Source organism: Actinoplanes sp. NPDC049316, assembly GCF_040677315.1.
Taxonomy (GTDB): domain Bacteria; phylum Actinomycetota; class Actinomycetes; order Mycobacteriales; family Micromonosporaceae; genus Actinoplanes.
Window position 1 is genome coordinate 76,874 of record NZ_JBFAQM010000009.1, and the last position, 24,903, is coordinate 101,776.

General features: G+C 73.5%; 24 protein-coding genes. 11 read left to right on the forward strand and 13 right to left on the reverse strand.

Annotated elements, in window-relative coordinates; translation table 11 throughout:
* Positions 1–9 precede the first annotated feature (9 nt).
* Positions 10–1,425, forward strand: a complete 1,416-nt coding sequence (locus tag AB0K03_RS16360) for a trehalose-6-phosphate synthase (protein WP_364685022.1) — start codon at positions 10–12, stop codon at positions 1,423–1,425.
* Here AB0K03_RS16360 and AB0K03_RS16365 read toward each other — a convergent pair.
* Both AB0K03_RS16365 and AB0K03_RS16370 read right to left on the reverse strand, forming a co-directional pair.
* The gene (locus AB0K03_RS16365; RefSeq protein ID WP_364685024.1) at positions 1,414–2,202 is read right to left on the reverse strand and encodes an alpha/beta fold hydrolase; all 789 of its coding nucleotides are present in this window, start codon (positions 2,200–2,202) and stop codon (positions 1,414–1,416) included. The two genes, AB0K03_RS16360 and AB0K03_RS16365, sit on opposite strands and share 12 nt — an antisense overlap.
* The gene (locus tag AB0K03_RS16370; RefSeq protein ID WP_364685026.1) at positions 2,199–3,545 is read right to left on the reverse strand and encodes an NAD(P)-binding domain-containing protein; all 1,347 of its coding nucleotides are present in this window, start codon (positions 3,543–3,545) and stop codon (positions 2,199–2,201) included. Before AB0K03_RS16370 ends, AB0K03_RS16365 begins: the two co-directional genes overlap by 4 nt.
* Before the next feature lie 87 nt (positions 3,546–3,632).
* On the opposite strand from AB0K03_RS16370, the gene AB0K03_RS16375 reads away from it, so the two are divergent.
* From AB0K03_RS16375 to AB0K03_RS16385, 3 genes are read left to right on the forward strand one after another with little or no spacing between them, the layout of a single operon-like run.
* Positions 3,633–3,977 (forward strand): metalloregulator ArsR/SmtB family transcription factor, encoded by a 345-nt coding sequence (locus tag AB0K03_RS16375; protein WP_364685028.1) that lies wholly within the window; start codon positions 3,633–3,635, stop codon positions 3,975–3,977.
* Positions 3,974–4,630 (forward strand): dihydrofolate reductase family protein, encoded by a 657-nt coding sequence (locus tag AB0K03_RS16380; protein ID WP_364685030.1) that lies wholly within the window; start codon positions 3,974–3,976, stop codon positions 4,628–4,630. Before AB0K03_RS16375 ends, AB0K03_RS16380 begins: the two co-directional genes overlap by 4 nt.
* Positions 4,627–5,088, forward strand: coding sequence for an SRPBCC domain-containing protein (locus AB0K03_RS16385; RefSeq protein WP_364685032.1), 462 nt, complete (start codon positions 4,627–4,629; stop codon positions 5,086–5,088). The genes AB0K03_RS16380 and AB0K03_RS16385 overlap by 4 nt, the downstream gene beginning before the upstream one ends.
* Before the next feature lie 16 nt (positions 5,089–5,104).
* Here the strand turns inward: AB0K03_RS16385 and AB0K03_RS16390 are convergent, their stop codons facing one another.
* From AB0K03_RS16390 to AB0K03_RS16405, 4 genes are read right to left on the reverse strand one after another with little or no spacing between them, the layout of a single operon-like run.
* Positions 5,105–5,794, reverse strand: a complete 690-nt coding sequence (locus AB0K03_RS16390) for an endonuclease/exonuclease/phosphatase family protein (RefSeq protein ID WP_364685034.1) — start codon at positions 5,792–5,794, stop codon at positions 5,105–5,107.
* A 10-nt stretch (positions 5,795–5,804) separates the two neighbouring features.
* On the reverse strand, positions 5,805–6,755 hold the full coding sequence (locus AB0K03_RS16395; RefSeq protein WP_364685036.1) for an ROK family glucokinase: 951 nt from the start codon (positions 6,753–6,755) through the stop codon (positions 5,805–5,807).
* A gap of 22 nt (positions 6,756–6,777) precedes the next feature.
* Positions 6,778–7,614: a hypothetical protein gene (locus tag AB0K03_RS16400; protein WP_364685038.1), complete on the reverse strand. Its 837-nt coding sequence runs from the start codon at positions 7,612–7,614 to the stop codon at positions 6,778–6,780.
* 40 nt (positions 7,615–7,654) lie between these two features.
* On the reverse strand, positions 7,655–8,107 hold the full coding sequence (locus AB0K03_RS16405) for an SRPBCC family protein (RefSeq protein ID WP_364685040.1): 453 nt from the start codon (positions 8,105–8,107) through the stop codon (positions 7,655–7,657).
* A gap of 225 nt (positions 8,108–8,332) precedes the next feature.
* On the opposite strand from AB0K03_RS16405, the gene AB0K03_RS16410 reads away from it, so the two are divergent.
* Together AB0K03_RS16410 and AB0K03_RS16415 are read left to right on the forward strand one after the other, a co-directional pair.
* Positions 8,333–9,961, forward strand: coding sequence for a GAF domain-containing sensor histidine kinase (locus AB0K03_RS16410; RefSeq protein ID WP_364685461.1), 1,629 nt, complete (start codon positions 8,333–8,335; stop codon positions 9,959–9,961).
* A gap of 7 nt (positions 9,962–9,968) precedes the next feature.
* Positions 9,969–10,637: a response regulator gene (locus tag AB0K03_RS16415; RefSeq protein WP_023359837.1), complete on the forward strand. Its 669-nt coding sequence runs from the start codon at positions 9,969–9,971 to the stop codon at positions 10,635–10,637.
* A gap of 265 nt (positions 10,638–10,902) precedes the next feature.
* Here the strand turns inward: AB0K03_RS16415 and AB0K03_RS16420 are convergent, their stop codons facing one another.
* The 7 genes from AB0K03_RS16420 to AB0K03_RS16450 all read right to left on the reverse strand — a co-directional run bounded on the left by AB0K03_RS16420 (position 10,903) and on the right by AB0K03_RS16450 (position 18,946).
* Positions 10,903–11,316: a DUF4395 domain-containing protein gene (locus AB0K03_RS16420; RefSeq protein ID WP_364685042.1), complete on the reverse strand. Its 414-nt coding sequence runs from the start codon at positions 11,314–11,316 to the stop codon at positions 10,903–10,905.
* Positions 11,317–11,433: 117 nt separating this feature from the next.
* Positions 11,434–12,000, reverse strand: coding sequence for a thioredoxin family protein (locus tag AB0K03_RS16425; RefSeq protein ID WP_364685044.1), 567 nt, complete (start codon positions 11,998–12,000; stop codon positions 11,434–11,436).
* A gap of 51 nt (positions 12,001–12,051) precedes the next feature.
* Positions 12,052–14,133, reverse strand: a complete 2,082-nt coding sequence (locus AB0K03_RS16430) for an ATP-binding cassette domain-containing protein (RefSeq protein WP_364685046.1) — start codon at positions 14,131–14,133, stop codon at positions 12,052–12,054.
* A gap of 74 nt (positions 14,134–14,207) precedes the next feature.
* Complete coding sequence (locus AB0K03_RS16435) at positions 14,208–15,335, reverse strand: glycosyltransferase family 4 protein (RefSeq protein WP_364685048.1); 1,128 nt, start codon at positions 15,333–15,335, stop codon at positions 14,208–14,210.
* 49 nt (positions 15,336–15,384) lie between these two features.
* On the reverse strand, positions 15,385–16,641 hold the full coding sequence (locus AB0K03_RS16440; protein WP_364685050.1) for a M48 family metallopeptidase: 1,257 nt from the start codon (positions 16,639–16,641) through the stop codon (positions 15,385–15,387).
* A gap of 447 nt (positions 16,642–17,088) precedes the next feature.
* Positions 17,089–17,310, reverse strand: a complete 222-nt coding sequence (locus AB0K03_RS16445; protein WP_364685052.1) for a hypothetical protein — start codon at positions 17,308–17,310, stop codon at positions 17,089–17,091.
* Positions 17,311–17,419: 109 nt separating this feature from the next.
* Positions 17,420–18,946 carry an NYN domain-containing protein gene (locus AB0K03_RS16450; protein WP_364685054.1) on the reverse strand — a complete coding sequence of 509 codons (1,527 nt, stop codon included), beginning with the start codon at positions 18,944–18,946 and terminating at the stop codon, positions 17,420–17,422.
* Between the two features lie 104 nt (positions 18,947–19,050).
* Here AB0K03_RS16450 and AB0K03_RS16455 point away from each other — a divergent pair, with 104 nt between their 5' ends.
* From AB0K03_RS16455 to AB0K03_RS16475, 5 genes are all read left to right on the forward strand, one after another.
* On the forward strand, positions 19,051–20,850 hold the full coding sequence (locus tag AB0K03_RS16455) for a DEDD exonuclease domain-containing protein (RefSeq protein WP_364685056.1): 1,800 nt from the start codon (positions 19,051–19,053) through the stop codon (positions 20,848–20,850).
* Positions 20,851–20,939: 89 nt separating this feature from the next.
* Positions 20,940–22,718 carry a RelA/SpoT family protein gene (locus AB0K03_RS16460; protein WP_364685057.1) on the forward strand — a complete coding sequence of 593 codons (1,779 nt, stop codon included), beginning with the start codon at positions 20,940–20,942 and terminating at the stop codon, positions 22,716–22,718.
* 277 nt (positions 22,719–22,995) lie between these two features.
* A complete protein-coding gene (locus AB0K03_RS16465) occupies positions 22,996–23,493 on the forward strand; it encodes an NUDIX domain-containing protein (RefSeq protein ID WP_364685464.1) in 498 nt (165 codons plus the stop codon).
* Positions 23,490–24,362 carry a sugar phosphate nucleotidyltransferase gene (locus AB0K03_RS16470; protein ID WP_364685058.1) on the forward strand — a complete coding sequence of 291 codons (873 nt, stop codon included), beginning with the start codon at positions 23,490–23,492 and terminating at the stop codon, positions 24,360–24,362. The genes AB0K03_RS16465 and AB0K03_RS16470 overlap by 4 nt, the downstream gene beginning before the upstream one ends.
* Positions 24,363–24,604: 242 nt before the next feature.
* Positions 24,605–24,892: an Lrp/AsnC family transcriptional regulator gene (locus AB0K03_RS16475; RefSeq protein ID WP_199516107.1), complete on the forward strand. Its 288-nt coding sequence runs from the start codon at positions 24,605–24,607 to the stop codon at positions 24,890–24,892.
* The last annotated feature ends 11 nt before the right edge of the window (positions 24,893–24,903 follow it).

Sequence of the window (24,903 nt, forward strand, 5' to 3'; positions counted from 1 at the left end):
CTCTCGTGAATGCGCCAGAGTTCGCTCGTGGTCGTCGCCAACCGTCTCCCGCTGGACGACAGCACCGCGCCCGACGGGGCGTGCGAGTGGAGACGCAGCCCCGGAGGCCTCGCCAGCGCCCTGCACGCGATCCTGCAGCAGACCCCCGCGACGTGGGTGGGCTGGGCCGGCGGCGTCGGGGACGCGCCGCCCCTGCCCGACATCGGCACCCTGCGGATCCGACCGGTCGGCCTCTCCGCCGACGAGCTGCGCGGCTACTACGAGGGCTTCGCCAACTCCACGCTGTGGCCGCTGTACCACGACGCGGTCGAGCAGCCCGTCTTCGACCGTGGCTGGTGGGAGACGTACCGCGACGTCAACCGGCGCTTCGCCGAGGCGGCCGCGGAGGTGGTCGAGCCCGGCGGCGCGGTCTGGGTGCAGGACTACCACCTGCAGCTCGTCCCCCAGCTGATCCGCGAGCTGCGCCCCGACGTGCTGATCGGATTCTTCCTGCACGTGCCGTTCCCGCCGCCGGAGCTGTTCATGCAGCTGCCGCGCCGGGTGGAGCTGCTGCGCGGGATGCTCGGCGCCGACCTCGTCGGCTTCCAGCGTCCGCAGGCCGCGCACAACGTGGCCCAGCTGGCGGTCAAGCTGCTGGGCGCGCCGGTCACCGCCAACGATCAGATCACTGTGGACGGGCGTACGGTGCGCACCGGGGCGTTCCCGGTCTCGATCGACGTGGCGGAGATGCAGTCGCTGGCCGCGCGCCCCGACGTGCGGGACCGGGCCGAGCAGCTGCGTACGGACCTGGGCAGGCCGCGGCGGGTGCTGCTCAGCGTGGACCGGCTGGACTACACGAAGGGCATCGAGCACCGGCTGACGGCGTACAGCGAGTTGCTGCGCGACGGGCGGGTCAAGGTGCGCGACACGGTGATGATCCAGGTGGCGGTGCCGAGCCGGGAGCGGGTGGAGAACTACCGGGTGCTGCGCGACCGCATCGAGGGCGAGGTCGGGCGGATCAACGGCGAGTACGGCCGCGTCGGCGAGACCGCCATCCACTACCTCAACCAGCCGTTCGACCGCGCCGACCTGGCCGCGCTCTACCAGACCGCCGACGTGATGGTGGTGACCCCGCTGCGCGACGGCATGAACCTGGTCGCGAAGGAGTACGTGGCCGCCCGCGCGGACGGCTCCGGCGCGCTGGTGCTCAGCGAGTTCGCCGGCGCCGCCGCCGAGCTCGAGGACGCGTTCCTGGTGAACCCGCACGACGTGGACGGGCTCAAGGAGACGCTGCTGCACGCGATGGAGGCCGGCACGCAAGACCTGGAGCGCCGGATGGCCGCGATGCGGGCGCACCTCACCAGCCACGACATCCTCGCCTGGGCGCGGGCGTACCTGACGGCGCTGGACCGCACCGGCGGGATCGCCGCCTGGCTAAGACCCTGAATGCCGCTGGTCGGCCAACTCCTTGACGAGCCAGTCGAGGATCGCGTCGATCGGGTCGCGCCAGGCCGCGTCCAGCATCAGGTCGTGCCCCATGCCGGGGAACAGCAGCGGCGCGCCGCCGTACCGGGCCGCCGTGCGGTCGAGCGCCTTGCGGGTGACGACCCGGTCGTCCGGGCTGCCGACGACCAGGACGGGCGGCGATCCCGCCGGCGCGGCGGGCGCCGGGGCGGTGAACAGCGACCGGGCGACCGCGGACGGCGTCGGGGTGAGGCGTTCGGCGTACGCGTCCGGCGCCTCCGCGCCGAACAGCTGCTTGCGGTTCAGCTTGAGCGCACCACCGAACAGGGCGGGCAGGGTGCCGAACGGGTTCGCCCGCAGCGCCGCGCCGAGCGCCGGCCACCCCTCGAGCACCGGCGCAGCCAGCACCGCGGCACGGGCCGGATACCGGGCGAGCGCGTGCGCCACGACCAGCGCGCCGGTGCCGTGCCCGACGAGCACGGTCTGCCGGGGCAGGCCCGCAGCGACCTGGACGACGTCGTGCACGTACGCCCGCAGCGACCCCCGCTCGCGCGGAGTGAGCGCGTACGCGGCGAAGCCCCGCGACGCGACATGCCCGAGCCAGTGCTCCCGGAACGCCCACCCGCCGTGCCCCAGCCCGGGCACGAACAGCAGCGGCGGCTCCCCCTCGTCGGGGTGCGGCAGGGCGCTGAGCACCTCGCGGCGCACCGGCGGCACCGGCGACGTCCAGTCCTCGAACCGCAACAGCCGCGAACTCATGCGGGTGCCTCCATCCGGTCCAGAAGGTCACCGAGGGCCCGCAGATAGCTCGTGAAACCCACCTCGAACCAGTGCCGCGACGACGGCACCACGTGCAGCCGGGTCCACGAGCGCAGCGGCCGCGCCGACTCCTTCTGCTGCACCGCGGCCGCCCGCTCCGGATCGGTCGCGCGCAGTCGCAGCCAGCGGGCCACCGCGACGCTCTGCCAGTGGGCTAGCGGGAACAGCCCGGCATCGGCCTGCACCAACCCGACCACGGCCAGCGTCGGGTGCCGCCGGGCGAACGCGTGCAGGTGCAGGTCCGGCTTGCCGTCGGCGTCCATGCCGAGCAGCTCCGGGGCGAGGAACTCGAAGCGCGGCAGGTAGCCGGTGGCCGTGACGACCAGGTCGGGCTCGACGCGGCGGCCGTCGGCGAACTCCACAGTGGAGCCCTCCATCCGCACGACGTCGGGGACGGGCGTGACCCGGCCGTGGCCGACGTAGTAGACCAGCTGGCTGTTGACGACCGGGTGGCTCTCGTACGGGCGGTGGTCCGGCGCGGGCAGGCCGTACCGGGTGACGTCGCCGACCGTGAGCCGGACCGTGCGGTGGTACAGCCACTGCCGCACCCGCAGCGGCAGGCGCAGCTGGAGCAGCTTGGCGTTGATCTGGTCGGCGGGGCGGCCGAAGACGTACTTGGGCGCGTACCAGTAGCCGCGGCGCGTCGAGTGCCAGACGGTCGTGGCCTGCTGGGCGGCTTCGACGGCGATGTCACAGCCGGTGTTGCCGCCGCCGATCACCAGCACCTTGCGGCCGCGCAGCTGCGCCGGATCCTTGTACGCCGCCGCGTGCATGATCCGCCCCCGGAACGCCGACGTGTCGACCGACAACGCCTTCGGCGACCAGTTGTGCCCGTTGGCCACCACGACCGCGGCGTAGCGCTGCACCCGTTCGGCGCCGCCGCCGGTGCTGCACGTCGTCACGTCCCAGCGGCCGTCGCCGACCGGGGTCACGGCCACGACCTCGGTGCCGAACCAGATGCTGTCGCGCAGGGCGAAGTGCTCCGCGTACCGCTCGAGGTAGGTCAGCACCCGGGTGTGGTCGGGGTAGTCGGGCCAGTCGTCGGGCATGGGGAAGTCGGGGAACTCGGTGAGCGGCCGGGACGAGATCAGGTGGGTGCCGGCGTACACCGGGCTGCGGTCGTGCCGCCAGTTCCAGGCTCCGCCCACGGAGGTCTCGCGCTCGTAACAGTCGACGGAGAAACCCTGCTCGCGCAGGTTCTTGATCGCCGCGAGGCCGCTGGCGCCCGCGCCGACCACACAGACCGCGTCGTGCCGGTCGGCGATCTCAGGGGTGTCGTGCACCCGGGAATCCTTGCAGAACGCGGCGTACGCCCGGAAGGGGCAAGTTCCCGGTTGACCGGTCGCGTCCCAGCGAGAATAGTTAGGCTCGTGCCTAAGTATCACGACGAGCTCGACGCCGTGCTCCGCGCCCTCGCGGACCCGACGCGCCGGGCCGTCGTGGAACGGCTGGCGAAGTCCCCGGCCGTCGTGTCCGACCTCGCGGCGCCGTTCGCCATGGCATTGCCGTCGCTGATGCAGCACCTGCGGGTCCTGGAGAACGCGGGAGTCGTCACGTCGGAGAAGCACGGCCGGGTCCGGACCGTGAGCCTGCGACCGGGCGCCCTCGATGTCCTGCACCTGTGGCTCGACGAGCAACGAACCCCCGCGGAGCGCCAGGCCGACCGGCTCGGCATCCACCTGGCCCGCACCGAAGGACAAGGAAACCTGACATGACCCGCGTTCGCATCGACCTGTTCGCCTCACTGGACGGCTACACCCCGGACGACCCGACCCCGGAGAACCCGATGGGTGAGGACTGGGGACGCCTCACGGCGGCCTGGGCCGCGACCCGCACGTTCCGCGCACGCATCTTCGGCGACACCAGCGGCAGCGGCACGACCGGTGTCGACGACGCCCACGCCGCCGCGCACTTCGAGGGCGTCGGCGCCGAAATCATGGGCGCGGGCATGTACGGCCTGCACACGTACCCCGACGACCCGGACTGGAAGGGCTGGTGGGGCGACCAGCCGCCGTTCGGCACCCCGGTCTACGTCCTCACCCACACGGCGCCGCGGCCCTCGCTCCCGATGGCCGGCGGGACGACGTTCCACTTCCGCAACACCGCGATCCAGGACGTGCTCGCCGAGGCCACCGAGGCGGCCGGCGGCTTGGACGTGCGCGTCGGTGGCGGGGTCGGCACCGCGCGGGAGTTCCTGCGCGCCGGCCTGGTCGACGACCTGCACGTGATGATCGCCCCGATCGTGCTCGGCCGGGGCGCCCGGGTGTGGGACGACCTGCGGGGCCTCGAGCTCACCCACCAGGTGACGACGGAGACGGCCGAGAGCGGCACCATCCACGTCACCTTCACGCGGCAGGACGACAAATGACGATCGAACGCCGGCTCGCCCACTCTGGGTTCACCCTCACCCGCGACTACCCCGCTGCTGTCGCGCGCGTCTGGGATGCGTTCGCGGACGAGCAGCAGAAGCTGTCCTGGTGGGGCGCCGGCGACGCGATGGAGCCCGGCGAGTGGGCGTTCGACTTCCGCGTCGGCGGACGGGACATCGCCGAGGGGACCTTCCACGACGGGCCGGTCTCGCGGTACGAGGCCACGTACACCGACATCGTCGAGCACGTCCGCATCGTCACGACGTACGACATGTGGCTCGACGGCGTTCACATGTCGACCTCGGTGGCGTCGCTCGAGTTCGAGCCGGCCGGCGCGGGCACCCGGTTCACGCACGCCGAGCACGGCGTCTTCTTCGACCAGTTCTGGGACGGCGGGAAGGGCCGGGAGGAAGGCACCCGGGGCCTGCTCGACGCCCTGGGCACCTACCTCGGGTGACGAGAGCGCCGGCGCGTCAGTTGCCGGGCAGGATCAGATCCGCGACGACCGGCAGGTGGTCGCTCGCGCGGCGGGCCGCCTCCGAGTCCACCACCTCGTAGCGGGCGACCTCGACGTCCGGCGAGACGAACAAGGCGTCCAGACGCAGCCGGGGCAGCGTCGCGGGGAACGTCAGCGCGGTGCCACCGGCCGGCTCGGCGGTGTCCACCAGCCCGTCGGCGACCGTACGCCACGCTCCCCCGGCCGGGCCCTCGTTGAGGTCGCCGCCCGCCACCAGCGGACCCTCCACCTCGGACAGCGCCTGCTTCCACAGCGCCGCCTGGTCCGGGCGTTCCGCCGGGTCTGTGGCGAGGTGCGAGCCGGAGACGGTGAAGCGGCCGCCGTGCACCGAACAGCTGGCGAACGCGGCGCCGCGCAGGTGGCGGCCCGGGGTGAGCGGATACCGCAGGCACCAGGTGTCGTGCACCCGCACGCGCAGGCTCACCAGCAGCAGGTTGCCCAGCGACGGCAGGCCACCGGCCGCCACCACCATGCCGAAGTCGTCGGCGAGGGCCGCGCACTTGTGCCGCCAGCGGAACCGGCGCGGCGCCTCCTGCACGATGACGACGTCCGGGGCCAGCTCACGGACCAGCCCGGTCAGGGCCGCGCGGTCGTCGCGCAGCCCGTGCACGTTGTAGCTCAGCACCCGCAGCGGGACCCCGGCCACGTCGTCCCCCTCAGATCCGCCGGGCCAGGTCGGCCGCGCCGAGCACGCCGGCCGTGTTGCCCGTCTCGGCGGCCCGGATCTCCGCCACCGGGAACCGCCCGCGCTGGGCGAGTTGCTCGCGGTAGGTCCGCTCGGTCGGGCCCATCAGCAGGTCACCCGCGTCGATCACCCCACCGCCGACGATCAGCAGCTGCGGGTCGAAGGCCTGCGCCAGGTCGGCCATCGCCACCCCCAGCCAGTAGCCGATCTGCGCGAACGCGTCGCGGGCCACCCCGTCGCCACTCTGCGCCGCCTCGGTGATCATCCGGCCGGTGATCTGCAGCGGGTCGCCGCCGGCCAGCCCCAGCAGCTGCGCCGCCCGGTCCGGCTCCTGCCGCGCCCCGGCCCGGGCGAAGCGGACGAGGGCGTTGCCGCTCGCGTACTGCTCGAGGCAGCCGAGCCGGCCGCAGCCGCACGGATGGCCGCCGTTGACCGACTGGATGTGGCCGAGCTCGCCGGCGATGCCGTTCGCGCCGCGCCACAGCGCGCCGTTCAGCACGATGCCGCCGCCGATGCCGGTCCCCACGGTGATCATGACCATGGAGTCGTCGGCGTCACGCGCGGCCCCGAACCGGAACTCCGCCCAGGCGGCCACGTTCGCGTCGTTCTCCAGCACCGTCGGCAGCCCGACCGCCTTCGAGACGTAGTCGCGGACCGGCTCGTCGCGCCAGGCCAGGTTGGGGGCGAACAGCACGGTCGCCCCGGCCGCGTCGATCCAGGCCGCCGCGCCGATGCCGACCGCGGTGGCCCCGGGGTGCTGGGCGGCGAGCTCGGAGGCGACGGCGACGATGGTGTCCCGCGTGCCGGCCGGGTCGTCCGCCGGGGTCTCGCGCCGCGTGTGCGAGAGCACGGTCCCCCGGTCGTCCACCACCCCGCCGGCCACCTTCGTGCCGCCGACGTCGATCCCGATGGTCAGCGTCACGCTGCCCGTCCCCTCTGTTGTGTCACACCGCGTCGTCGCCGCGGGCGTCGTCGCCCGCACCGCCGCCGCGGTCCTCGGCCGGAGCCGGTGTCCCTTGTGCCGCCACATCATGATCTACGCTGCCGGTTCCCGCCACGCCGGTTTCGCCACGCGACTCCCCGTTTGCGTAGTTCGCGACCGCCGCAGCCCACGGATCCGTAAGGCGCGTCACGGATTTCGGTGACCCTGATTCTTCGGTACGGGGCCGCAGGTCACCACCCGCAGGAACTGTGTCCATTCTCGCCGTGGGCGCGGCCTTGCGCGGGGCGGGCTCGGCGGTGCGCGTTCCGGCTTCGTGCCAGGCGGGGAGGGAGGTGGGAGTCGGTGCGGGGGTGCGCGTGGCCGCGCCCCAGGGGTCGGTGGTCTCGTCCACCGGCGACGGGCGCTCCGGCTCGGACACCGGCTCACGATGCGCGCGCGTGGCCGTGGACCAGGCCTGGTCGGGGGTGGGTTCGGGACGTGGTGGGGCGGGCTTGGGCTGCGGCTTGGCGTTCGTGACGCTCGAGATCGTCGCGAACGCTCGCATGATGCTGGCCACCCCGGTCGCGAGGTCGCCCGCACCGGCGGCCAGGCGTTCGGCGGTGTGCGGGTCGGGATCGCGCACTGCGGCTATCGCCCGGCAGATCGGGCACACGCAGCACTCCGCCGTGCCAGTCGCCCAGCCGGTGCTGCGGTTGTGCTGCTGTGACCCCGTACCCGTGAAGAGCTTGAGCAGATCACCCAGGCCGGCCGAGTCCTTCCCACCGCCCTGCGCCATCGCGAGCAGGGCGGCGACCAGCCGTTCCGCCTCCTGGCGTGCCGTTCCCGTGCTGCCTGTCATCGTCCCCAGCCCTTCGCGCGGCGCTCGCGGAGAACGGCCGTCATGCGCGGGCGAGGCTCTCGACCCGGCGCTTCAGCTCCTTCAGCGCCGTATCCATGATCATCTTCTCGGCCTTGCGCTTGAACATGCCGAGCATGCCGATGTTGAGCTCCACCTCGAGCGTGTACGTCACCGTCGTCGTGCCGTCGCCGGCGTCGGTGAGGTCGTACGAGCCGTCCAGCGTCTTCTGCATCTTCGACGGTGCCACGAGATGCCACTCGATGCGCGACAGGTCCTCGGCGTACGCGTACTCCAGGGTGTAATCGTCGGCGAGCGGACCGGCGTCGATGACGAACCGGACCTGTGCCGCATACCCGTCCTCGTACTCCTCGAGGACCTCCACCTGCTTCATCGCGTCCGCCCACTCCGGGTAGCGGGGGAAGTCGCAGATCACCGCGGCCACCTGATCGAGGGAGGCCTGGACCTGGATCGACTGCGTCGAGGTGTCCGCCATGGCTGGCAGGCTACCCCGTGCGGCCCGCGATACCGACGAGCCCCGGCCGCATCGGCGCTGGACGGTCGCGTCCGGCGGCCGGCGCCGGCGCGGGCCGCTGCGCCGGGTCCGGCCGCATCGGGCGATGGGCCGCCGGGCGGCGGTCCGGCTACGATCCGTCACGTGCCAGCCTCAGCCAGCGCTCCCGTGCGCGTCCACCCGCTCGCGGTGGCGGCCCGCCTCGTCATGCTCGCCCTCGTCGCGGCGCTCACCCTGATCGCCACGCAGGACGCGGGGCAGCTGCGCTGGATCGCGTTGCTGCTGGTCGCGGCGCTGCCGGCGTTCTTCGCGCCGAACCACCGGATCGCCGCGCCGCTCGGGCGCCTCGCCGAGGTCGCCGTCACCGGGCTCGCCGCCGGCTCGGTCGCCGCCGCCGCCAACATCCGCGGCACCGTCGACGCCGGCTTCGGCGCCGAGGCCGTCCTGCCGTACCTGGCCGTGCCACTGCTGACCGCTGCCCTGCGCCGACGGCCCACCGAGGGCGCCGCCCTGCTCGGGGTCGCCGCGGTCGCGATGGTGGTCGGCGGGGTCATCGTGGAGGACGGCGACACGATCATCACCCAGGCCGGCTACCTCGCCGCCGGCGGCCAGTGGCTCGTGCTCGGCGCGATCGTCACCTTCGCCGCCGACACCATGCGGCAGCTGATGGCGCCGGCCGAGAACACCCCCCAGCCGTACGCGGAGGCCACCCGGCTGCTCACCCAGCTGCGCAGCGTCGCCCGGTCCCTGCCCGGCGCCACACTCGACCCGGGCGGCATCTCCGAGCACCTGCTCGAGGAGCTGCGCGTGGTGGCGCCCGGGCACCGCGCGGCCGTGCTGTCGGCCAGCGGCGGCGGCCGGCTCGTGGTGCTCGCCCAGACCGGCGCCGAACGCGTCGACTGGGAGGTCACCCTCGACGCCGATTCCGCGATCGCCGACGCGTGGGCCACCCAGCAGCCGCAGACCGCCTCGCGCTCGCAGGCCCGCTCGCACCGCGGCGGGGACGCGTCGTCGCTGGTGGTGCCGCTCGTCGCGGGCGTACGCACGATCGGGCTCGTGATCCTCGAGGCGGACGTGCCCAACGCGTACCCCTCCGCGGTGATCTCCCGGGTGACCGAGGTGACCGGCCCGGCCGCGCTGCGGCTGGAGGCCGCCCTGCTCTTCGACGAGGTGCGCTCACTGGCCACCAACGAGGAACGCCAGCGACTCGCCCGCGAGATCCATGACGGCGTGGCGCAGGAGCTCGTCATGGTCGGCTACGGCATCGACAACGCTCAGGCGACGCTCCCCGAGGGCGCCGAGGAGACCGCCGAGGAGCTGCGCACGCTGCGCGGCGAGGTCACCCGGGTCATCACCGAGCTGCGGCTGAGCCTCTTCGAGCTGCGTTCCGAGGTGGACCGCAACGGCGGTCTGGCCGCGGCCATCGCCGAGTACGCCCGCACCCTCGGCACGTCGGCCGGCCTGCGGGTGCACTTCACCTTCGACGAGTCGACCGCCCGCCTGCCCGCCGCGACGGAGGCCGAGCTGCTGCGCATCGCCCAGGAGGCGATCACCAACGCGCGCAAGCACGCCGGCGCCTCCAACCTGTGGGTGACCTGCACGGTCGACCCCCCGTACGCGCAGATCGAGGTCTCCGACGACGGCAAGGGCTTCGCCGACGACCGTCCCGACGGCCGCTACGGCCTTGCGATCATGGCGGAGAGAGCGGAACGTATCCGTGGCCGTCTGGAGATCCGGCCGCGACACCCCAGCGGGACAACCGTAGCGGTAGTGCTCGGAACCTCCGCTCGGCGCGATAGCGTGCGGGATAGCGTTTCCGCACCAGAAGGGGAGTAACCCGAGCATGTCGACCAGTCCGATGCCGACGACCCGCACCAAGGTGCTCCTCGTCGACGATCACGACCTGATCCGTAAGGGGCTGCGGCACGCGTTCGAGCGGGACCGGCAGTTCGAGGTGGTCGGCGAGGCCGCCACGGCCGCCGAGGCGGTCCGCCAGGCCGGCGCGCTCCAGCCCGACGTGGTCATCATGGACCTGCGCCTGCCCGACGGCAGCGGCCTCGAGGCGACCCGGGCCCTGCGCAAGAACAACGCCAACATGGGCATCGTGGTCCTCACCATGTACGCGGGCGACGACCAGCTCTTCGGCGCCCTCGAGGCCGGCGCCAGCGCCTTCGTGCCCAAGACCGCCCCGGCCGACGAGGTCGTCGCGGCGGCCCGCCACGCGGCGTCCGCCCCCAGCGCGTTCACGGCGGCGGACCTCGCCGAGGCGATGAAGCGCCGGCTCGCCCCGTCCGGCCCCCAGCTCTCCCCCCGCGAGGGCCAGGTCCTGCGCCTGCTCGCCGACGGCATGAGCGTGGCGGGAATCGCCAAGCAGCTGTTCGTCTCGGAGTCCACGGCCAAGACGCACATCTCGAAGCTGTACGAGAAGCTCGGAGCGGCCAACCGGGCCCAGGCGCTGATGACGGCGCTGCGGCTGGGGCTGCTCGAGGCACCGGACGCACCGAAGTTCTGAGGGCTTCCCTCGCGCGCCGCTCCGCCCGTCACCGATCGGTGGCGGGCGGCGCTGCTTCTGGAACGGGCACGCCGCGGGCGGCGCGCTCTTTGCGGGACGGCTGCGCCGCGGGCGGGGCTCCTTGCGGGACGGGCGCGCCGCGGGCGGGGCGCTCTTTGCCGGGACGGGCGCGCCGCCGGCCCGCGCAGATCATCTGTTCCGGGCAGGATCCGGGCACCTTCGGCGTTTCTGAACTTCTCGGGTCCGTCCGGGCGGCGGCCCGCCGTCAGGCACGGCGGGTCGTGAGCCGCCGGATCCCCAGATAGGCCTCGCACCCCAGGCACAACCCGAAGGCGGCGTTGAGGAAGGCGGCGAGCAACCCGAGCGCCGCGAACGTCAGGCCCAGCGCCGGCACCCCGGCCAGATACCCCACGGCCGCCACGCTCACGAAGACGAACCCCACCAGCTGAGCGAACCGGACGGGCGCCGCATCCTCGCGCTCGGCAGGCGGACCCAGCCGCGGCGCGATCAGGGCACGGAAGAGCAGGCCGTACGGACCCCGGCGCGGATCGGCGGCCGTGATCGCGAAGACCACCGCCTGCGCGGCGGCGAGCCACCCCCACCCGGTCGCCAGCACCACGACGAGCACCACGGTGGTCACCACCGCGGCGAACCGCGGGCCACGCGCATCCAGCTGCATGACCTGGACTGTCGCACGCCCGGACGGTTTCGCCACCGTGATAGCCATCACCGGCGCGCAGGTGCAGAAAGCCAGGTCAGGGCGGCCCTCCGGAGGGAACCGTCCCGAGACGCCGGGTCAGCGGGAAGGCAGCAGGTCGGCCACGGCGGCGATCAGGTGGGGCTTGCCCGGCACCCCGGTGGCCCGCCTGGCCACCCGCCCGTCCGGCCCGACGACCAGCAGGGTCGGCGTCTTCCAGATGCCCAGCGCCCGTACCGCGTCCAGGTGGCTCTCGGCGTCCACCTCCACGTGCCGCACCCCGTCGAGCATGCCGGCCACCTCGGAGCTCACCCGCCGCACCGCCCGGCACGGCGCGCAGAACGCCGACGAGAACTGCAGCAGGGTCACCTCACCGGCCCGTACACCGAGCGCACCCAGCAGATCGGGATCGATCCGCTCGGGCTGCGCCGCGGAGTCATCCCTGGCCGTGTCCCTCGCGCCACCGGACTCCCCGCTCGCCGAACCCATGCCCGCTGCGCCACCGGCGGCAGCCCCACCGGCAGCAGCCCCACCAGCGGCGGCCGCACCGACGGCAGCCGCACCGGCGACCGTCCGCAGCCGCCCGTCGGTCGAACGCCGCCACACCCCCGCGGCGACGCCCACGACGAGGACCGCTGCCACAGCGATCAGCCCGGGAACGTCCACCCGCCCACTCTGGCACGCCTGCCACCCGCCGCCCACGGGCTGCGACGCGGCTCACGGCGAGGACTGGTACGCGCTCGCCTGCAACGTGAACAGCTGCGCGTAGATCCCGTCCAGGGCCATCAGCGACCCGTGGTCGCCCTCCTCCACCAGCCGGCCGTGGTCCAGCACGTAGATCCGGTCGGCCTCCCGCACACTGGCCATCCGGTGCGTGATCAGCACGACCGTACGGCCCGCCGCCAGCTCCCGCAGCCGCAGGTAGACGTCGTGTTCGGCGCGAGCGTCGAGGTTCGCGGTGGGTTCGTCGCAGATCAGCAGCGGCGCGTCCCGGAAGAACGAGCGGCTCACCGCCAGCCGCTGCCACTGCCCGCCGGACAGGTCGGCGCCGTCGGTGAAGTGGCGGGACAGCAGCGTCTCGTACTCCCGCGGAAGCTCCATCACGAACTCGTGGGCGTCGCCGGCCCGGGCGGCCGCCTCCACCTGCGGCATCGCGGCGCTGCTGTCGTACCGTCCGATGGTGATGTTGGTCCGGGCCGAGAACGGCCAGCGGGTCGGTTCCTGCATGACCACCGCGACCCGCCGCCGCACGGATTCCGGGTCGAAGTCGCCGAGGTCGCGGTCGTCCCAGCGGATGTGGCCGCCCTGCGGGCGGTAGAGGCCGGCGAGCAGCCGCGCCAGGGTGGACTTGCCGGAGCCGTTCTCGCCGACAAGGGCGACGATCTCACCGCGACGCAGGGTCATGCTGACGTTGCGGACGGCTGGTCGTTCCGCGTCCGGGTAGCTGAACGTCACGTCGTCGAGGCGGATCTCGGCGAAGCCGGTGGGCGCGCCGCGCCCCGTGATCGTCTCTCGCCGCTCGCGCGAGAGCTCGCAGAAGCCCTCGAAGTCGGCGAAGTAGAGGCCCTGCTCGAAGACCCGGTTGGCGCTGTACGCGAGCTCCGTCAGCTTTCCGATACCCATGTTGATCGCGTACGCGGCGGCGCCTGCGGCGGCCAGGTCCATCCGGCCGGTCCACAGCAGCCACAGCAGCACCGCGTACGTGAGCCCGGTGGCGAGCCCGCTGAGCACGTTGCCGATGAGCGTGGTGCGTACGCGTCGCTCGGACAGCCGGATCTCCTGCAGCGTCGCGGCCGCCAGCAGCCGCTTGATCTCTGCCAGCAGGAAGTCGCGTACGGTGAAGGCCCGCAGCTCCGGCGCGGACTCGCGGGCCGCGAGCAGCTCGGCGAGCATCCGCTGCCGCCGCCACACCGCGATGAACCGCAGCACCTGCCGGTACCCGAGCCGGGCCGAGCGCACGGCGGCCCACGCGATCGGTACGACGGCGAGCACGAGCAACGGCAGCAGCACGGGATGCAGCACGGCGAGCACCCCGGCGGCGGCGACCAGGCCGATCAGGTTGGTGCCGAGCTCGATGGCCCGGTCGACGAGCATCTCGGCCGCGTTGATGCCGCGGTCCCGGGCCCGTTCCATGGCGTCGCGCCAGCCCGGATCGTCGAACGTGGACAGGTCCACACCGGTGGTGAGCTCGAGCAGCTGCATCTCCGCGGCCTGGAAGACCTTGGGCGTCAACCGCCCGTTGGCCGCCGCGGCCGCCGACGCGAGGGCGCCGCGCAGGGCGACGGCCCCGACGAGCAGAAGCAGCGACGGTACGGCGGCCCGCACCCGCTCGGGCGTCGGCCCTTCCCGCAGCAGCCCGTCGAACACCCCGACGACGCTGATCAGTCCGACGGCGCTGGCGAGGCCGCCGAGCACCTGGAACACGACGACGGCGACGGTGCTGCCGGGACTGGCCCGCCACGCGAGCGACAACGCGGACCGCAACAGCCGCGGCAGCCGCCGGAACATCCGGGTGAAGCTGGTGTTGGCGGCCTCCTCGGTGCTGGTCAGCCAGTACGGCAAGGCCAGATCGTCACCCTCACCGGCGATGTCGGTCGCCGGGGCCTCACCGTCCTCGGCGGCGACGCGCTCGCCGCCCGGGCAGTCGCCGTCGCCCTCGCCGCCCGGGCGGTCGCCGTCCCCCTCGCCGCCCGGGCGGTCGCCATCGCCCTCGGCGGCGCGCTCGGCGGCCGGGGCGTCGCCGGCGCGGTCCTCGCGGGCCCGTGTGCTCGCCGCGTCCTGCCGGGTGGCGTCCTGCATCAACGGCTCCCGTCCCGTGGGCTCTCAGCCGTTCCTACCCCGCCGCCACGACACCCGTCTATGCGCTCACGGACTCATTCACGCTCGAGGAGGTACGCCAGCCGCGCCGCCTTCGTCTCCCAGCGCCACTCCCGCTCCACCCAGGCCCGGCCCGCCGCGCCCATCCGCCGCGCCTGCTCCGGGTCGGCCAGCAGCCCGGCCAGCCGGTCCGCGATCGCCGGAACGTCACGCCCGCCGACCACGTACCCGGTCTCACCCTCGCGGACCGCGTCGGGCGCACCGCCCGAGTCGCCCGCCAGCACCGGCAGCCCGGTCGCGGACGCCTCCAGGTACACGATGCCCAGGCCCTCGACGTCGAGGCCGCCGCCGCGCGTGCGGCACGGCATCGCATAGACGTCGCCCGCCGCGTAGTGCGCCGGCAACTCCTCCCACGGCACCGAGCCGGTGAAGACCACGTCGGCCGCGACACCCTCGGCGCGGGCCAGGGCTTCGAGCTTCTTCCGGTACGGGCCACCGCCGACGATCAGCAGCGCCGCCCCGGGCACCCGGCGCCGGATCTCCGGAAGCGCGCGGATCAGCATGTCCTGGCCCTTGCGCGCCACCAACCGGGACACGCACACGACCACCGGCCGCCCACCCAGCCCGTGCCGCGCCCGGACCTGCGAACCGTCCACGCCGGGGTGGTACGCGTCCACGTCCACGCCGGGGGTGAGGCGCTCCAGCGTGGTGAGGCCGTGCAGGGCGCGGTCGAGGCGTACCCGCTGGAACTCGGTCAGGTAGGTCACCACGTCGTTGCCGCGGGCGAGGCGGCGCAGCAGCTGCCGCGCGCCGGGCAGGGCGGCCCAGCCGATCTCGTGCCCGTGGGTCAGCGCGACCGCCCGTTCGATCCCGGCCCGCCGGCGCAGCCCGTCCGCCAGCAACCCCAGCGGCGCGGCGGCGCCGAACCACACGCTGTCGCACTCGTGCGATCGGGCGATCTCGGCGGCCCGGCGGGCCACCGCCGGCGTGGGCAGCAGGACGCCGGTCTGCTCGCGGATCACCTCGAACGGCTGCTCCGCGTCGAACTTCTCCGCACCCCGCCACGTCGACGCGTACACGACGACGGAGCCGGCGGGCTGCCGTACGGCCAGGTTGTGCACGAACTGCTGGATGCCGCCGGGACGCGGCGGGAAGTCGTTGGTGACGAGCAGCGTGCGGGCCATCAGCGCGGCCCCCCGGCGACGTGGGTGGCGACGAACAGCGCGCGGGGCATCAGCGCTCGCCCCGGGCGTACGCGCGGGCCGCGGCCATGCGTTCCACGGTGGACGGGTGCGAGGCGGACATGACGTACTCCCAGGCGGGCGGGTCCGGATCGGACAGGTTCACGGCGCCGAGGCGGCGCTGCATCGCCTCGAACGTGGCGGGATCACGGGTGAGCTCCAGCGCATGCGCGTCGGCCCGCGCCTCGATCCGCCGGGACACGAGCGCCTGCACCGGCCCGCCGGCCAGCCCGGCCAGGGTGACCAGCGCGAGCAGCAGCGCGATCGCCCGCGGCTCGCCCATCGCGTCGACGCCGGCCCACCGCAGCAGCCAGCCGAGCGACCCGAGCAGGTACAGAGCGATGACGGAGACGGCCGCCCCCAGGGCCCCGATGATCGTCCCGGTGAGCACGTCGTGGCGTTTCGCGTGCCCCAGCTCGTGCGCGGCCACGGAGACCACCTCGTCGGGCGTCGCCTCGGTGAGCATCGTGTCGTAAACGACGATCCGCCGGGTCGGCCCGAACCCGGAGACGTAGGCGTTCACCGCCTTGGTCCGCCGCGAGGCGTCGGCGACGAGCACATCCTTGACGGGTACGCCGTCACGCGCCGCCACCTGCATCAACTCGGTCCGCAGCGGCCCGGCCGCCATCGGCGTGAACTTGTTGAAGATCGGCTCGACCACCACCGGCAGCACGAACGACAGCAGCACGACCAGCGCGGCGGCACCGGCGGCACCAAACGCCCACCACCACCGCGGCGCGAGCCGGGTGACGGTGAAGAACCCGAGCAGGGCCAGACCCCCGAGAACAGCACCCACCGCGTACGACTTGGCGAGGTCGACGGCCCACGCGCCCCACCCCTGGGTGGAGATCCCGTACCGGACGACGATCGTGTGCCGCCACGCGGCGAACGGCAGGGTCAACACCTCGACGACGAGCACGATCACGAGCCCGCCCAGAACGGCCCGAGCGATCCAATGGTCGGCGAACGGCCGCCCCACGAGCGTGACCAGCCGCGACCCCAGCGGCGTCAACCCGAGCAGCAGCGCGGCGACGAGCCCCACCGCCATCCCCCCGTACGAGGCGGGCCGCAGGGCGGAATGAAACTCCCGGGCCCGGGCGACCTTGTCCGCGGGCAACTGCCCGAGCGCGGCCACCTGATCGGCCCGCGGCGCCGGCGGCCGATGCCACGGAATCGCCGCCGCGGCGTAAACGACCAGGCCGGCCACCAGCACCCCCAAGGCGCAAGCAGCCCACCACCGAGGCGTCACACCCACCGCCTCCGTCCCGCTCCGTCACCGTCAGCCGTGATCGCCCATCCTAGGGCGGCAACCCGCCACCCGAACCGGCCCCACCCGAACCGGCCGCACCCGGGCCGCAGCCACCCACCAGGCCGAACCGGCCCACCCGGGCCGGCACGCCCAGCTCAGCGCGCCGCGCACGCCCGGCCCGGACCGCCGCCAGGCAGGACCGCCTTCCAGCCCGACCCGCCGCCCGGCCCGGCCCGCCTTCCGGCACCCCGGCCCGCCGCCCAGCGCCCGGCCCGCTGCCCGGCCGAGCCCACCGCCTGCCCAGCTCGCCGCCCGGCCCAGCTCGCCGCCCGGCCCAGCTCGCCGCCCGGCCCAGCTCGCCGCCCGCCCGGGCCCGCCCGATGATCACATCCGGCCTTGCGCGACGGCCGCGTCACCCGCCGGCGGCCACCGCGCCCTCCCTCATGATCACGCCACGTGGCCGTGGCGGCGGAAGAGCGGGACCGAGACCGGCGGCTCCGGCGTCTCCAGCAGCTGCACGTCGAAGCCGGCCTGCTCGAACATCTCGATCGCGCGCAGCTCGCCCGGGGTCAGGTCGGTGATGCCCTCCGGCGTCTCCGCCATCGCCTTGATCAGGCAACCCTCGCATCCGCGTCCCCTACCGGGGCAGCGGCCGCAGTCGATGATCATCACTTCCTCCTCGTGCCGACGGTGGTCCGGCCGCGATCTCGGGGGAAGAGCTTGTCGCGGACCGACCACCATCGGTGACAATCACGCTATGCGAGGGGTATGACAAAAATCAGCCGCGGGCGAGCCGTCGCAGAAGTGAGTCGGCTCCCATCGGGTACGCGCCGTGCCGGCGTACCCCGTCGGCGACCTCGCGGTCCGACGAGATCACCACCAGCGGGCGGCCGACCGGTTCGGCCCGGACGAGCTGGCGGATGAGCTCGTCGGCGGTGTCGCCCTTGCGCGAGAAGAGCACGCGTACGCCGCGCGGCGACGGCGGGAGCCCGTGGACCCGTTCGGCACCGTCGAAGACGACCGTGACCTCGTCGCCGGTCTGCGCCGCGATGCCGCCCAGCCCCGTGATCAGCCGTTTGCGTTGCTGCTCCAGCGACATGTCGGCGAAGCCGCGCTTGGTCACGTTGTAACCGTCGACGATCAGATGGGCGCGCGGCAGGGCGAGCAGCTGGTCGAGGCGGCCCGGGTCGTCGGTGTCCTGCGCTCGGGGCCGGGAGCGCTCCTGGCCACCGGGACGGTCTGCCGCTGTGTCGGCAACGAAGTCCGCGGGCAATTTGTCCGCCGGACCGATCGCCAGTTCGCGGCGCAATCCGGAGGCGGCCTGCCCGATCGTCTCCAGCAGGAGCCAGAGGCGGGCGTCGTCGGCCGCACGGGCGTCCTTGGCGCTCTGCTTGCCCGAGGCAGCCGCCGCTTCCGCCTCGGCCAGGCGCGTGCGCAGCCGCCGTACCTCCGCATCGTGCTCCGTGGCCACCTTGGCCGCGCGGCCCTTCTCCGTGGCCAGCAGGTCGCTGGCTCGCTTGTGGGCGGCCTGCGACTCGCGCAGCGCGCGAGCTGTCGTGCGGGCTTCCTCCCGCAACTGCCCGAGTTCTTCGCGTACGCGGGCAAGCTCGTCGCGGAGCTTGTCGGCCTCCACCTTGGCGACCGCCCGGTCGTGCTCGGCGCGGGCGGCACGTTGCTCGGCTTCGCGGACGAGATTGGCGACCGCGGCGCTGTCGGCCTCGGCACGCACCGACTCCCCGGCCGCCTCGATCAGGTCGCGCCATCCGGCGGGCCTGGCGAGGTACGCGAGCGCGGCCACCTCGACGGGGTCGGCGGCTGCCGGGGCCATGCCACCCGCGACAGCAGCGCCCAGGTCGCCGGCATCGGCGACGACACGGCCGCCGATGCGCTGCCGGAACAGCGGGTCGGCGGCGAGCTGCGCGGCGAGTGCCTGGCCGCCGAGCCGCGCCCGCCGGTTGGGGGCGAAGCGCGCGACCCGGCGCAGCGCGACGGGGATCTCATCACCCGGCAGCGCCGGCAGCGCGGCCGCGGTCAGCACGGTGATCCGCTGCCGGACGGGCTCGGGCAGCGTCGGCTCGGGCTGTCCACCGTCATCGACGGGAGAACCCTGCCCACCATCACCGGCGAGAGAACGCTGCCCACCATCACCGACGGGAGAACCGTGCCCACCGTCACCGACGGGAGGGGCATCGGCCGGCGGCGAGACATCGTCCCCGGCGCCCGGGGAGGACGGCCCCGCCGGGTCCGCGCCGAGCGCCGCCACCTCCGCGGAGGGGCGGTCGTCGTGCTCGTACGGCGCGGACATTTTTCCATTCTCCCACCGTGGGCAGCGGAAAAGCTTGTCGAAGCAAGTGATCTTTTCGGGCACCGGCCCGGAGATTGTCGTACCCGGCCTCTAATCTGCCCGCCGTGGTACAACCGGCATACGTGCAGGGCACTCTGGACACCCTCCTGAGCGCCGACGGCTCCGTCGATCCGGCGGCGCTGTCCCTGCGGGACACGACGTTCGTCGTGCTCGACCTGGAGACGACGGGCGGCGCCCCCGACGGCGCGGGCATCACCGAGATCGGGGCCGTCAAGGTGCGCGGCGGTGAGGAGCTCGGCGTCTTCGGCACCCTGGTGAACCCGGGTGAGCGCATCCCGCCGTTCATCACGGTCCTCACCGGGATCACCGAGGCGATGCTGGCTCCGGCGCCGCCGATCGAGGTCGTGCTGCCGAGCCTGCTGGAGTTCCTGCGGGGGTCGGTGCTGGTCGCCCACAACGCCCCCTATGACGTCGGCTTCCTGAAGGCGGCCTGCGCGCGGCACGGATATCAGTGGCCCCAGGTGCGCGTGCTGGACACGGCTGCCCTGGCCCGGCGGGCACTGACCCGCGACGAAGTGCCCAACCGCAAGCTGGGCACGCTCGCGCAGTTCTTCCGGGCGGCCGTGCAGCCCACGCACCGGGCACTCGACGACGCGAAGGCCACCGTCGACGTGCTGCACGGCCTGATCGAGCGGCTGGGCAGCTACAAGGTGCACACGCTCGGCGACGCGGTCGAGTTCGCCAAGGCGGTCACCCCGGCGCAGCGGCGCAAGCGGCACCTGGCCGACGACCTGCCGCATGCTCCCGGCGTCTACGTGTTCCGGGCCGCCGACGACCGGCCGCTCTACGTGGGCACCTCGGTCGACATCGCCACGCGGGTGCGCAGCTACTTCACCGCCAGCGAGAAGCGCGCCCGGATGTCCGAGATGATCGCCGCCGCGACCCGGGTGGAGGCCGTCGAGTGCGCGCACTCGCTCGAGGCCGAGGTCCGCGAGCTGCGGCTCATCGCGTCGCACGCGCCGCCGTACAACCGCAGGTCGAAGTATCCCGAGCGGGTCGTCTGGCTGAAGCTGACCACGGAGGCATATCCGCGACTCTCCGTGGTCCGGCAGCTCGCCGACGATGGCGCGGCCTATCTGGGGCCGTTCTCGTCGCGGCGCACCGCCGAGCTGGCCGCGGCCGGGGTCTACGACGCGCTGCCGGTGCGCCAGTGCACGCACAAGCTCTCCACCCGCACGGTCACGCCGGCCTGCGCGCTGGCCGAGCTCGGGCGGTGCCCGGCACCCTGCGAGCACAAGATCTCCCCCGAGGAGTACGCGCTCAGCGCCGCGCTGCCCTTTCGCACGGCGACCCACGGCGATCCGGAACCGCTGGTCGAGGCGCTGCTCGCGAGGATCGAGGCGCTGTCGGAGCGGCAACGTTACGAGGAGGCGGCGGTCATCCGGTCGCGGCTCATCGCGCTGCTGCGCGCCACCGTGCGGATGCAGCGGCTGGGGGCGCTGACCCGGCTCGGGGAGCTGGTGGCGGCCCGGCGCAACGACGCGTACGGATGGGAGATCATCGTCGTCCGGCACGGCCGCCTCGCGGCCGCGGCGACCTCACCGCCGCGGCTGCACCCCCGGCCGACCCTGGATCTCGCGCGGGCGACGGCCGAGACGGTCCTTCCGGGGCCGGGACCGGTCCCGGCGGCCTCCGCCGAGGAGACCGAGCGCATCCTGGCATGGCTCGAGCGTCCTGACACCCGGCTGGTGGAAACTTCCGGCGACTGGGTGTCACCGGCGCGTGGCGCAGCGCGGTTCAGTAGGCTTCTCACCAGGGCGGAAGCCGCGGCGTCGAGAAGAGACTCGTCCGTTCGCTCATCGGTAACTGACCGTTCGGATGACGCTCGCTCGCTTAGGCTGTAGGGCACGCGGCAGCAAAGCCGAGAAATCGGTGGGTTCCGCGCGTACGGTGCGGGTCGAGTTGTGCGGGTCGAGCGTGAGGGGGTGTCCGAGTGGACGTCGACGCCGGCCACGGCGCCGCCCTTGGACGTGCCCTGCCGACCGCGCCGCTCTCCCAGCGACTGCGGTCCTTCCTCAGTTTCCAGGGCAACGACGACGACCCTGTGACCACGCTGACCAGGACCCACCGGGCGATCCACCCGTCGGCCGACGCCGGCGTCCTGCGCCGCAGCTACGCGGTGGCGGAGAACATGCACCGCGGCCAGTTCCGCAAGAGCGGCGACCCGTACATCACCCATCCGCTCGCGGTCGCGCAGATCTGCGCCGAGCTCGGGATGGACACGACGACGCTGGTCGCGGCGCTGTTGCACGACACCGTCGAGGACACCAGCTACACGCTCGAGACGCTGCACGGCGACTTCGGCCCCGAGGTGACCCACCTGGTCGACGGCGTGACCAAGTTCGACAAGGCGTTCTATGGCAAGGCCGCCGAGGCCGAGACCATCCGCAAGATGATCATCGCGGCCGGCAAGGACGTCCGGGTGCTGATCATCAAGCTGGCCGACCGGCTGCACAACATGCGCACCCTCGACGCCCGCTCCCCCGCCTCCCGGGCCCGCATCGCCACCGCCACGCTCGACGTGCTCGTGCCGCTGTGCGACCGGCTCGGCATCCAGGCCCTCAAGCGTGACCTCGACGACGTGGTGCTCTACCACCTCGAGCCGGATTCCTACCAGCGCATCGACGAGCACGTGCGCAACCGTCCCGGCTGGGACGAATACCTCGCCGCCGTCTCGGGCCAGGCGCGCACGGCCCTGCGCCGCCAGCGGGTCAGCGCCGAGGTCCGGGTACGCCCCCGGCACTACTACTCGATCTGGAAGGACACGGTCGCGGGCGGTCACGCCGTACCGTTCGACCTGCCCCGCATCGCGGTCATCGTGGACGGCCCGGAGACCGACTGTTACGCCGCTCTCGGTGCCATCCACGGCCAGTGGCGCCCGGTCGCCGGCCGGTTCAAGGACTTCATCGCCTCCCCGAAGAACAACCTCTACCGCTCCCTGCACACCACGGTCACCGGCCCCGAGGGACGCCTGGTCGAGGTGCTGATCCGCACGGTGTCGATGCACCGCTGCGCGGAGTACGGCGTCGCCACCGGCTACCGCTACCCGAAGGCCGACACCGAGTCGCTGCCCGGCACCGACCAGCTCACCTGGCTCAAGCGGGTGCTCGACTGGGAGCAGGACACCACCGACGCGGGCCAGTTCCTCGCCTCGCTGCGCTGCGACCTCGCCGAGGCCCAGATCACCGTCTTCGCCAAGGGCCGCATGATCGAGCTGCCGTCCGGCTCGACGCCCGTCGACCTCGCGTACGAGCTCAGCCCCGACAAGGGTGACCAGACGCTCGCCGCGACCATCAACGGCCGGCTCGCCCCGCTCAGCTCGCAACTCCGCGACGGCGACGTCGTGGAGATCTTCACCGAGTCGGACGGCCAGGTCGACGTCGAGCCGGGCGCGGCGCCGCGCGGGCCCCGCAAGGAGTGGCTCGGCTTCGTCAAGTCCACGCAGGCCCAGATGCAGATCAACCGCTACTTCGCGGAGGAGAACGCCCCGGGCATCAGCATCGCCGACAAGGTGCGCCTGGGCCGCGCGACGATCGGCCTGACGCTGCGCAAGCACGACCGCGGCCTGGCCAGCGAGGTGCCACTGCGCCGGCTCGCGGAGGAGCTCGGCTACCCCGACCTCGAGACGATGCTGGTCGCGGTGACCGAGCGGAACCTGGAGCCCGATCAGGTGGTGGAGCAGCTCATCGCCCTGGTCGACCACCCCGACTGAGCCCGCCACCGGCGATCGAAGCCCGGCGCGGCCCGGCTGAGCCCTTCGCGGGGCTGGCGCGGCCCGACCGAGCCGAGCCCCTCGCCGCGGACCGGGCCAGCCGCGGACCGGCCCAGCCGTGCCCTTTGCCGCGGACCGGCCCAGCCGTGCCCCTCGCGGCGGGCGCGGGCCAGCCGAGCCGAGCCCTGCGGCGAGGTGCGGAAGCCGGGCGCGGGCGACCCCGGCCGAGGCCGGTGCGGCGTCCCGATAGCCTGGGGGCGTGAAATTTCCCCGGCGGATGCGTGGCGCCGCGTATCAGGCGTTCTACCGGTTGCCGCACGGGGTGCGGCGTCGCATCGTCCGGGTCATCGTGCCCAAATACCTCGTCGGCGCCGTTTGCATCATCCGCGACGCCGAAGCCGGCGACCCGGGCCGCCTCCTGCTGCTGCGCCAGCCGCCGGGCCGCCGCTGGGGCCTGCCCGCGGGCCTGCTGAAGAAGGCGGAAGCCCCGGCCGTGGGCGCGGCCCGCGAGCTGCACGAGGAGTCCGGCGTCCACATCGACCCCGACGACCTCACCCCGGCCGTCCCCAACGCGATCGTGCACCCCAAGGGCTGGGTCGACACCGTCTTCATGGGTACGGTGCCCGCCTCCACCACCGACCTCGTCGTGGACGGCGGCGAGGTCCTCGAGGCAGCCTGGTTCCCGCTCGACGACCTCCCCGACCTGACGCCCAACACGGCGATCGTCCTCGGCGTGTACGGCATCGGCCCCCGCGCGGCCCGGCAGACGCCGTGACAGCCCGCGCGCGCCCCGGTCACGCGGATCCCGGCCCGCCTGGGCACCTCGCAGCGGTGATCCTGGCGGCCGGCGAGGGCCAACGGCTACGCCCGCTCACCACGCTCGTTCCGAAGGCGCTGTGCCCGGTCGGCAACGTACCGCTGCTGGACCGCGCGCTCACCCGCGTCGCCGGCCTCGGCCTCGCCGGTGCGGACACGGTCGCCGTCAACGCCGCGTACCTCTCCGGGCAGATCGTCACGCACGTCGGCGACCGGGCCCACCTCTCCGTGGAACCGGACGGGCCGGTGGGCACCTCCGGCGGCATCGGCCGGCTGCGCGGCTGGATCGACGGCCGCGGCGTCCTGGTCGGCAACGCCGACGCCTACCTGGCCGACCCGGACCGCAAACCCGGCGAGGACATCGCGGCCCTGGTGGACGGCTGGAGCGGTGACACGGTACGGATGCTCACCAAGCCCGTACCGCCCGGCGACACGGGCGGCTTCAGCGGCCGCCGGTTCGCGGGCTTCTCCCTGCTGCCATGGCGGTACGTCCGCGACCTGAGCCCCGAATTCTCGGACCTCGTCCGTACGGTGTGGCGCCCCGCGGAAGCCGCCGGCGACCTCGAGCTGATCCCGTACGAGGGTGTCTACATCGACACCGGCACCCCGGCGACCTACCTGGCCGCCAACCTCCACGCCGCCCGCGGCCTGACCGACCCGTCGGCGACGGTGACCGGCCACGCCGAGGACTCGGTGATCGGCCCGGGCGCCACAGTGGAGGGCCGCATCACCCGCTGCGTGATCTGGCCGGGCGCCGAGGTGGCTGCGGACGAGGTGCTGACGGACGTGATCCGCGCCGGCACGGACATGACGGTCGCCGCGGCCTGACCGGGACAGGCCTGACCATCACCGCAGCTTGAGCGGCACGGACCTGACGGTCGCGGCGGCCTGACCGCGACGGGCCTGACCATCACCGCAGCTTGAGCGGCACGGACCTGACGGTCGCGGCGGCCTGAGCGCGACGGGCCTCACCATCACCGCGGCCTGAGCGGGGCTTCGCCGCCCTTCCGCCGGTCGCGCCTTCCGGGGATCGCTAGCATGAACCGACGCCGACCCCGAGGGAGCCTTCCTTGAACACCGCGATCGTGCACATCGACTGCGTAACCGACTCGATCCCCGAGGTCGCCGAGGCGCTGGCGGCGCTGCCCGGGGTCAGCGAGGTGTACTCGGTCGCCGGGAACGTGGACCTCATCGCGATCGTCCGGGTGCCGCACTTCGACGACATCGCCGAGGTGATCGCCGGGCGGATCTCGAAGACGCCGGGGGTGCTGAACACCGAGTCGCACATCGCTTTCCGGGCGTACTCGCGACACGACCTCGAGGATGCCTTCGCGATCGGCCTGCCCGACGCCGACTGACGGCCGGCGAC

What these genes read in the sequence shown, in the direction of transcription:
- AB0K03_RS16360 (WP_364685022.1), top strand. Translation starts at nt 10, where the DNA reads ATGCGCCAGAGTTCGCTCGTGGTCGTCGCCAACCGTCTCCCGCTGGAC.
- AB0K03_RS16365 (WP_364685024.1), bottom strand. Translation starts at nt 2,202, where the DNA reads ATGAGTTCGCGGCTGTTGCGGTTCGAGGACTGGACGTCGCCGGTGCCG.
- AB0K03_RS16380 (WP_364685030.1), top strand. Translation starts at nt 3,974, where the DNA reads ATGACCCGCGTTCGCATCGACCTGTTCGCCTCACTGGACGGCTACACC.
- AB0K03_RS16385 (WP_364685032.1), top strand. Translation starts at nt 4,627, where the DNA reads ATGACGATCGAACGCCGGCTCGCCCACTCTGGGTTCACCCTCACCCGC.
- AB0K03_RS16400 (WP_364685038.1), bottom strand. Translation starts at nt 7,614, where the DNA reads ATGACAGGCAGCACGGGAACGGCACGCCAGGAGGCGGAACGGCTGGTC.
- AB0K03_RS16405 (WP_364685040.1), bottom strand. Translation starts at nt 8,107, where the DNA reads ATGGCGGACACCTCGACGCAGTCGATCCAGGTCCAGGCCTCCCTCGAT.
- AB0K03_RS16410 (WP_364685461.1), top strand. Translation starts at nt 8,333, where the DNA reads ATGCTCGCCCTCGTCGCGGCGCTCACCCTGATCGCCACGCAGGACGCG.
- AB0K03_RS16415 (WP_023359837.1), top strand. Translation starts at nt 9,969, where the DNA reads ATGTCGACCAGTCCGATGCCGACGACCCGCACCAAGGTGCTCCTCGTC.
- AB0K03_RS16420 (WP_364685042.1), bottom strand. Translation starts at nt 11,316, where the DNA reads ATGCAGCTGGATGCGCGTGGCCCGCGGTTCGCCGCGGTGGTGACCACC.
- AB0K03_RS16430 (WP_364685046.1), bottom strand. Translation starts at nt 14,133, where the DNA reads ATGCAGGACGCCACCCGGCAGGACGCGGCGAGCACACGGGCCCGCGAG.
- AB0K03_RS16435 (WP_364685048.1), bottom strand. Translation starts at nt 15,335, where the DNA reads ATGGCCCGCACGCTGCTCGTCACCAACGACTTCCCGCCGCGTCCCGGC.
- AB0K03_RS16445 (WP_364685052.1), bottom strand. Translation starts at nt 17,310, where the DNA reads ATGATCATCGACTGCGGCCGCTGCCCCGGTAGGGGACGCGGATGCGAG.
- AB0K03_RS16450 (WP_364685054.1), bottom strand. Translation starts at nt 18,946, where the DNA reads ATGTCCGCGCCGTACGAGCACGACGACCGCCCCTCCGCGGAGGTGGCG.
- AB0K03_RS16465 (WP_364685464.1), top strand. Translation starts at nt 22,996, where the DNA reads ATGCGTGGCGCCGCGTATCAGGCGTTCTACCGGTTGCCGCACGGGGTG.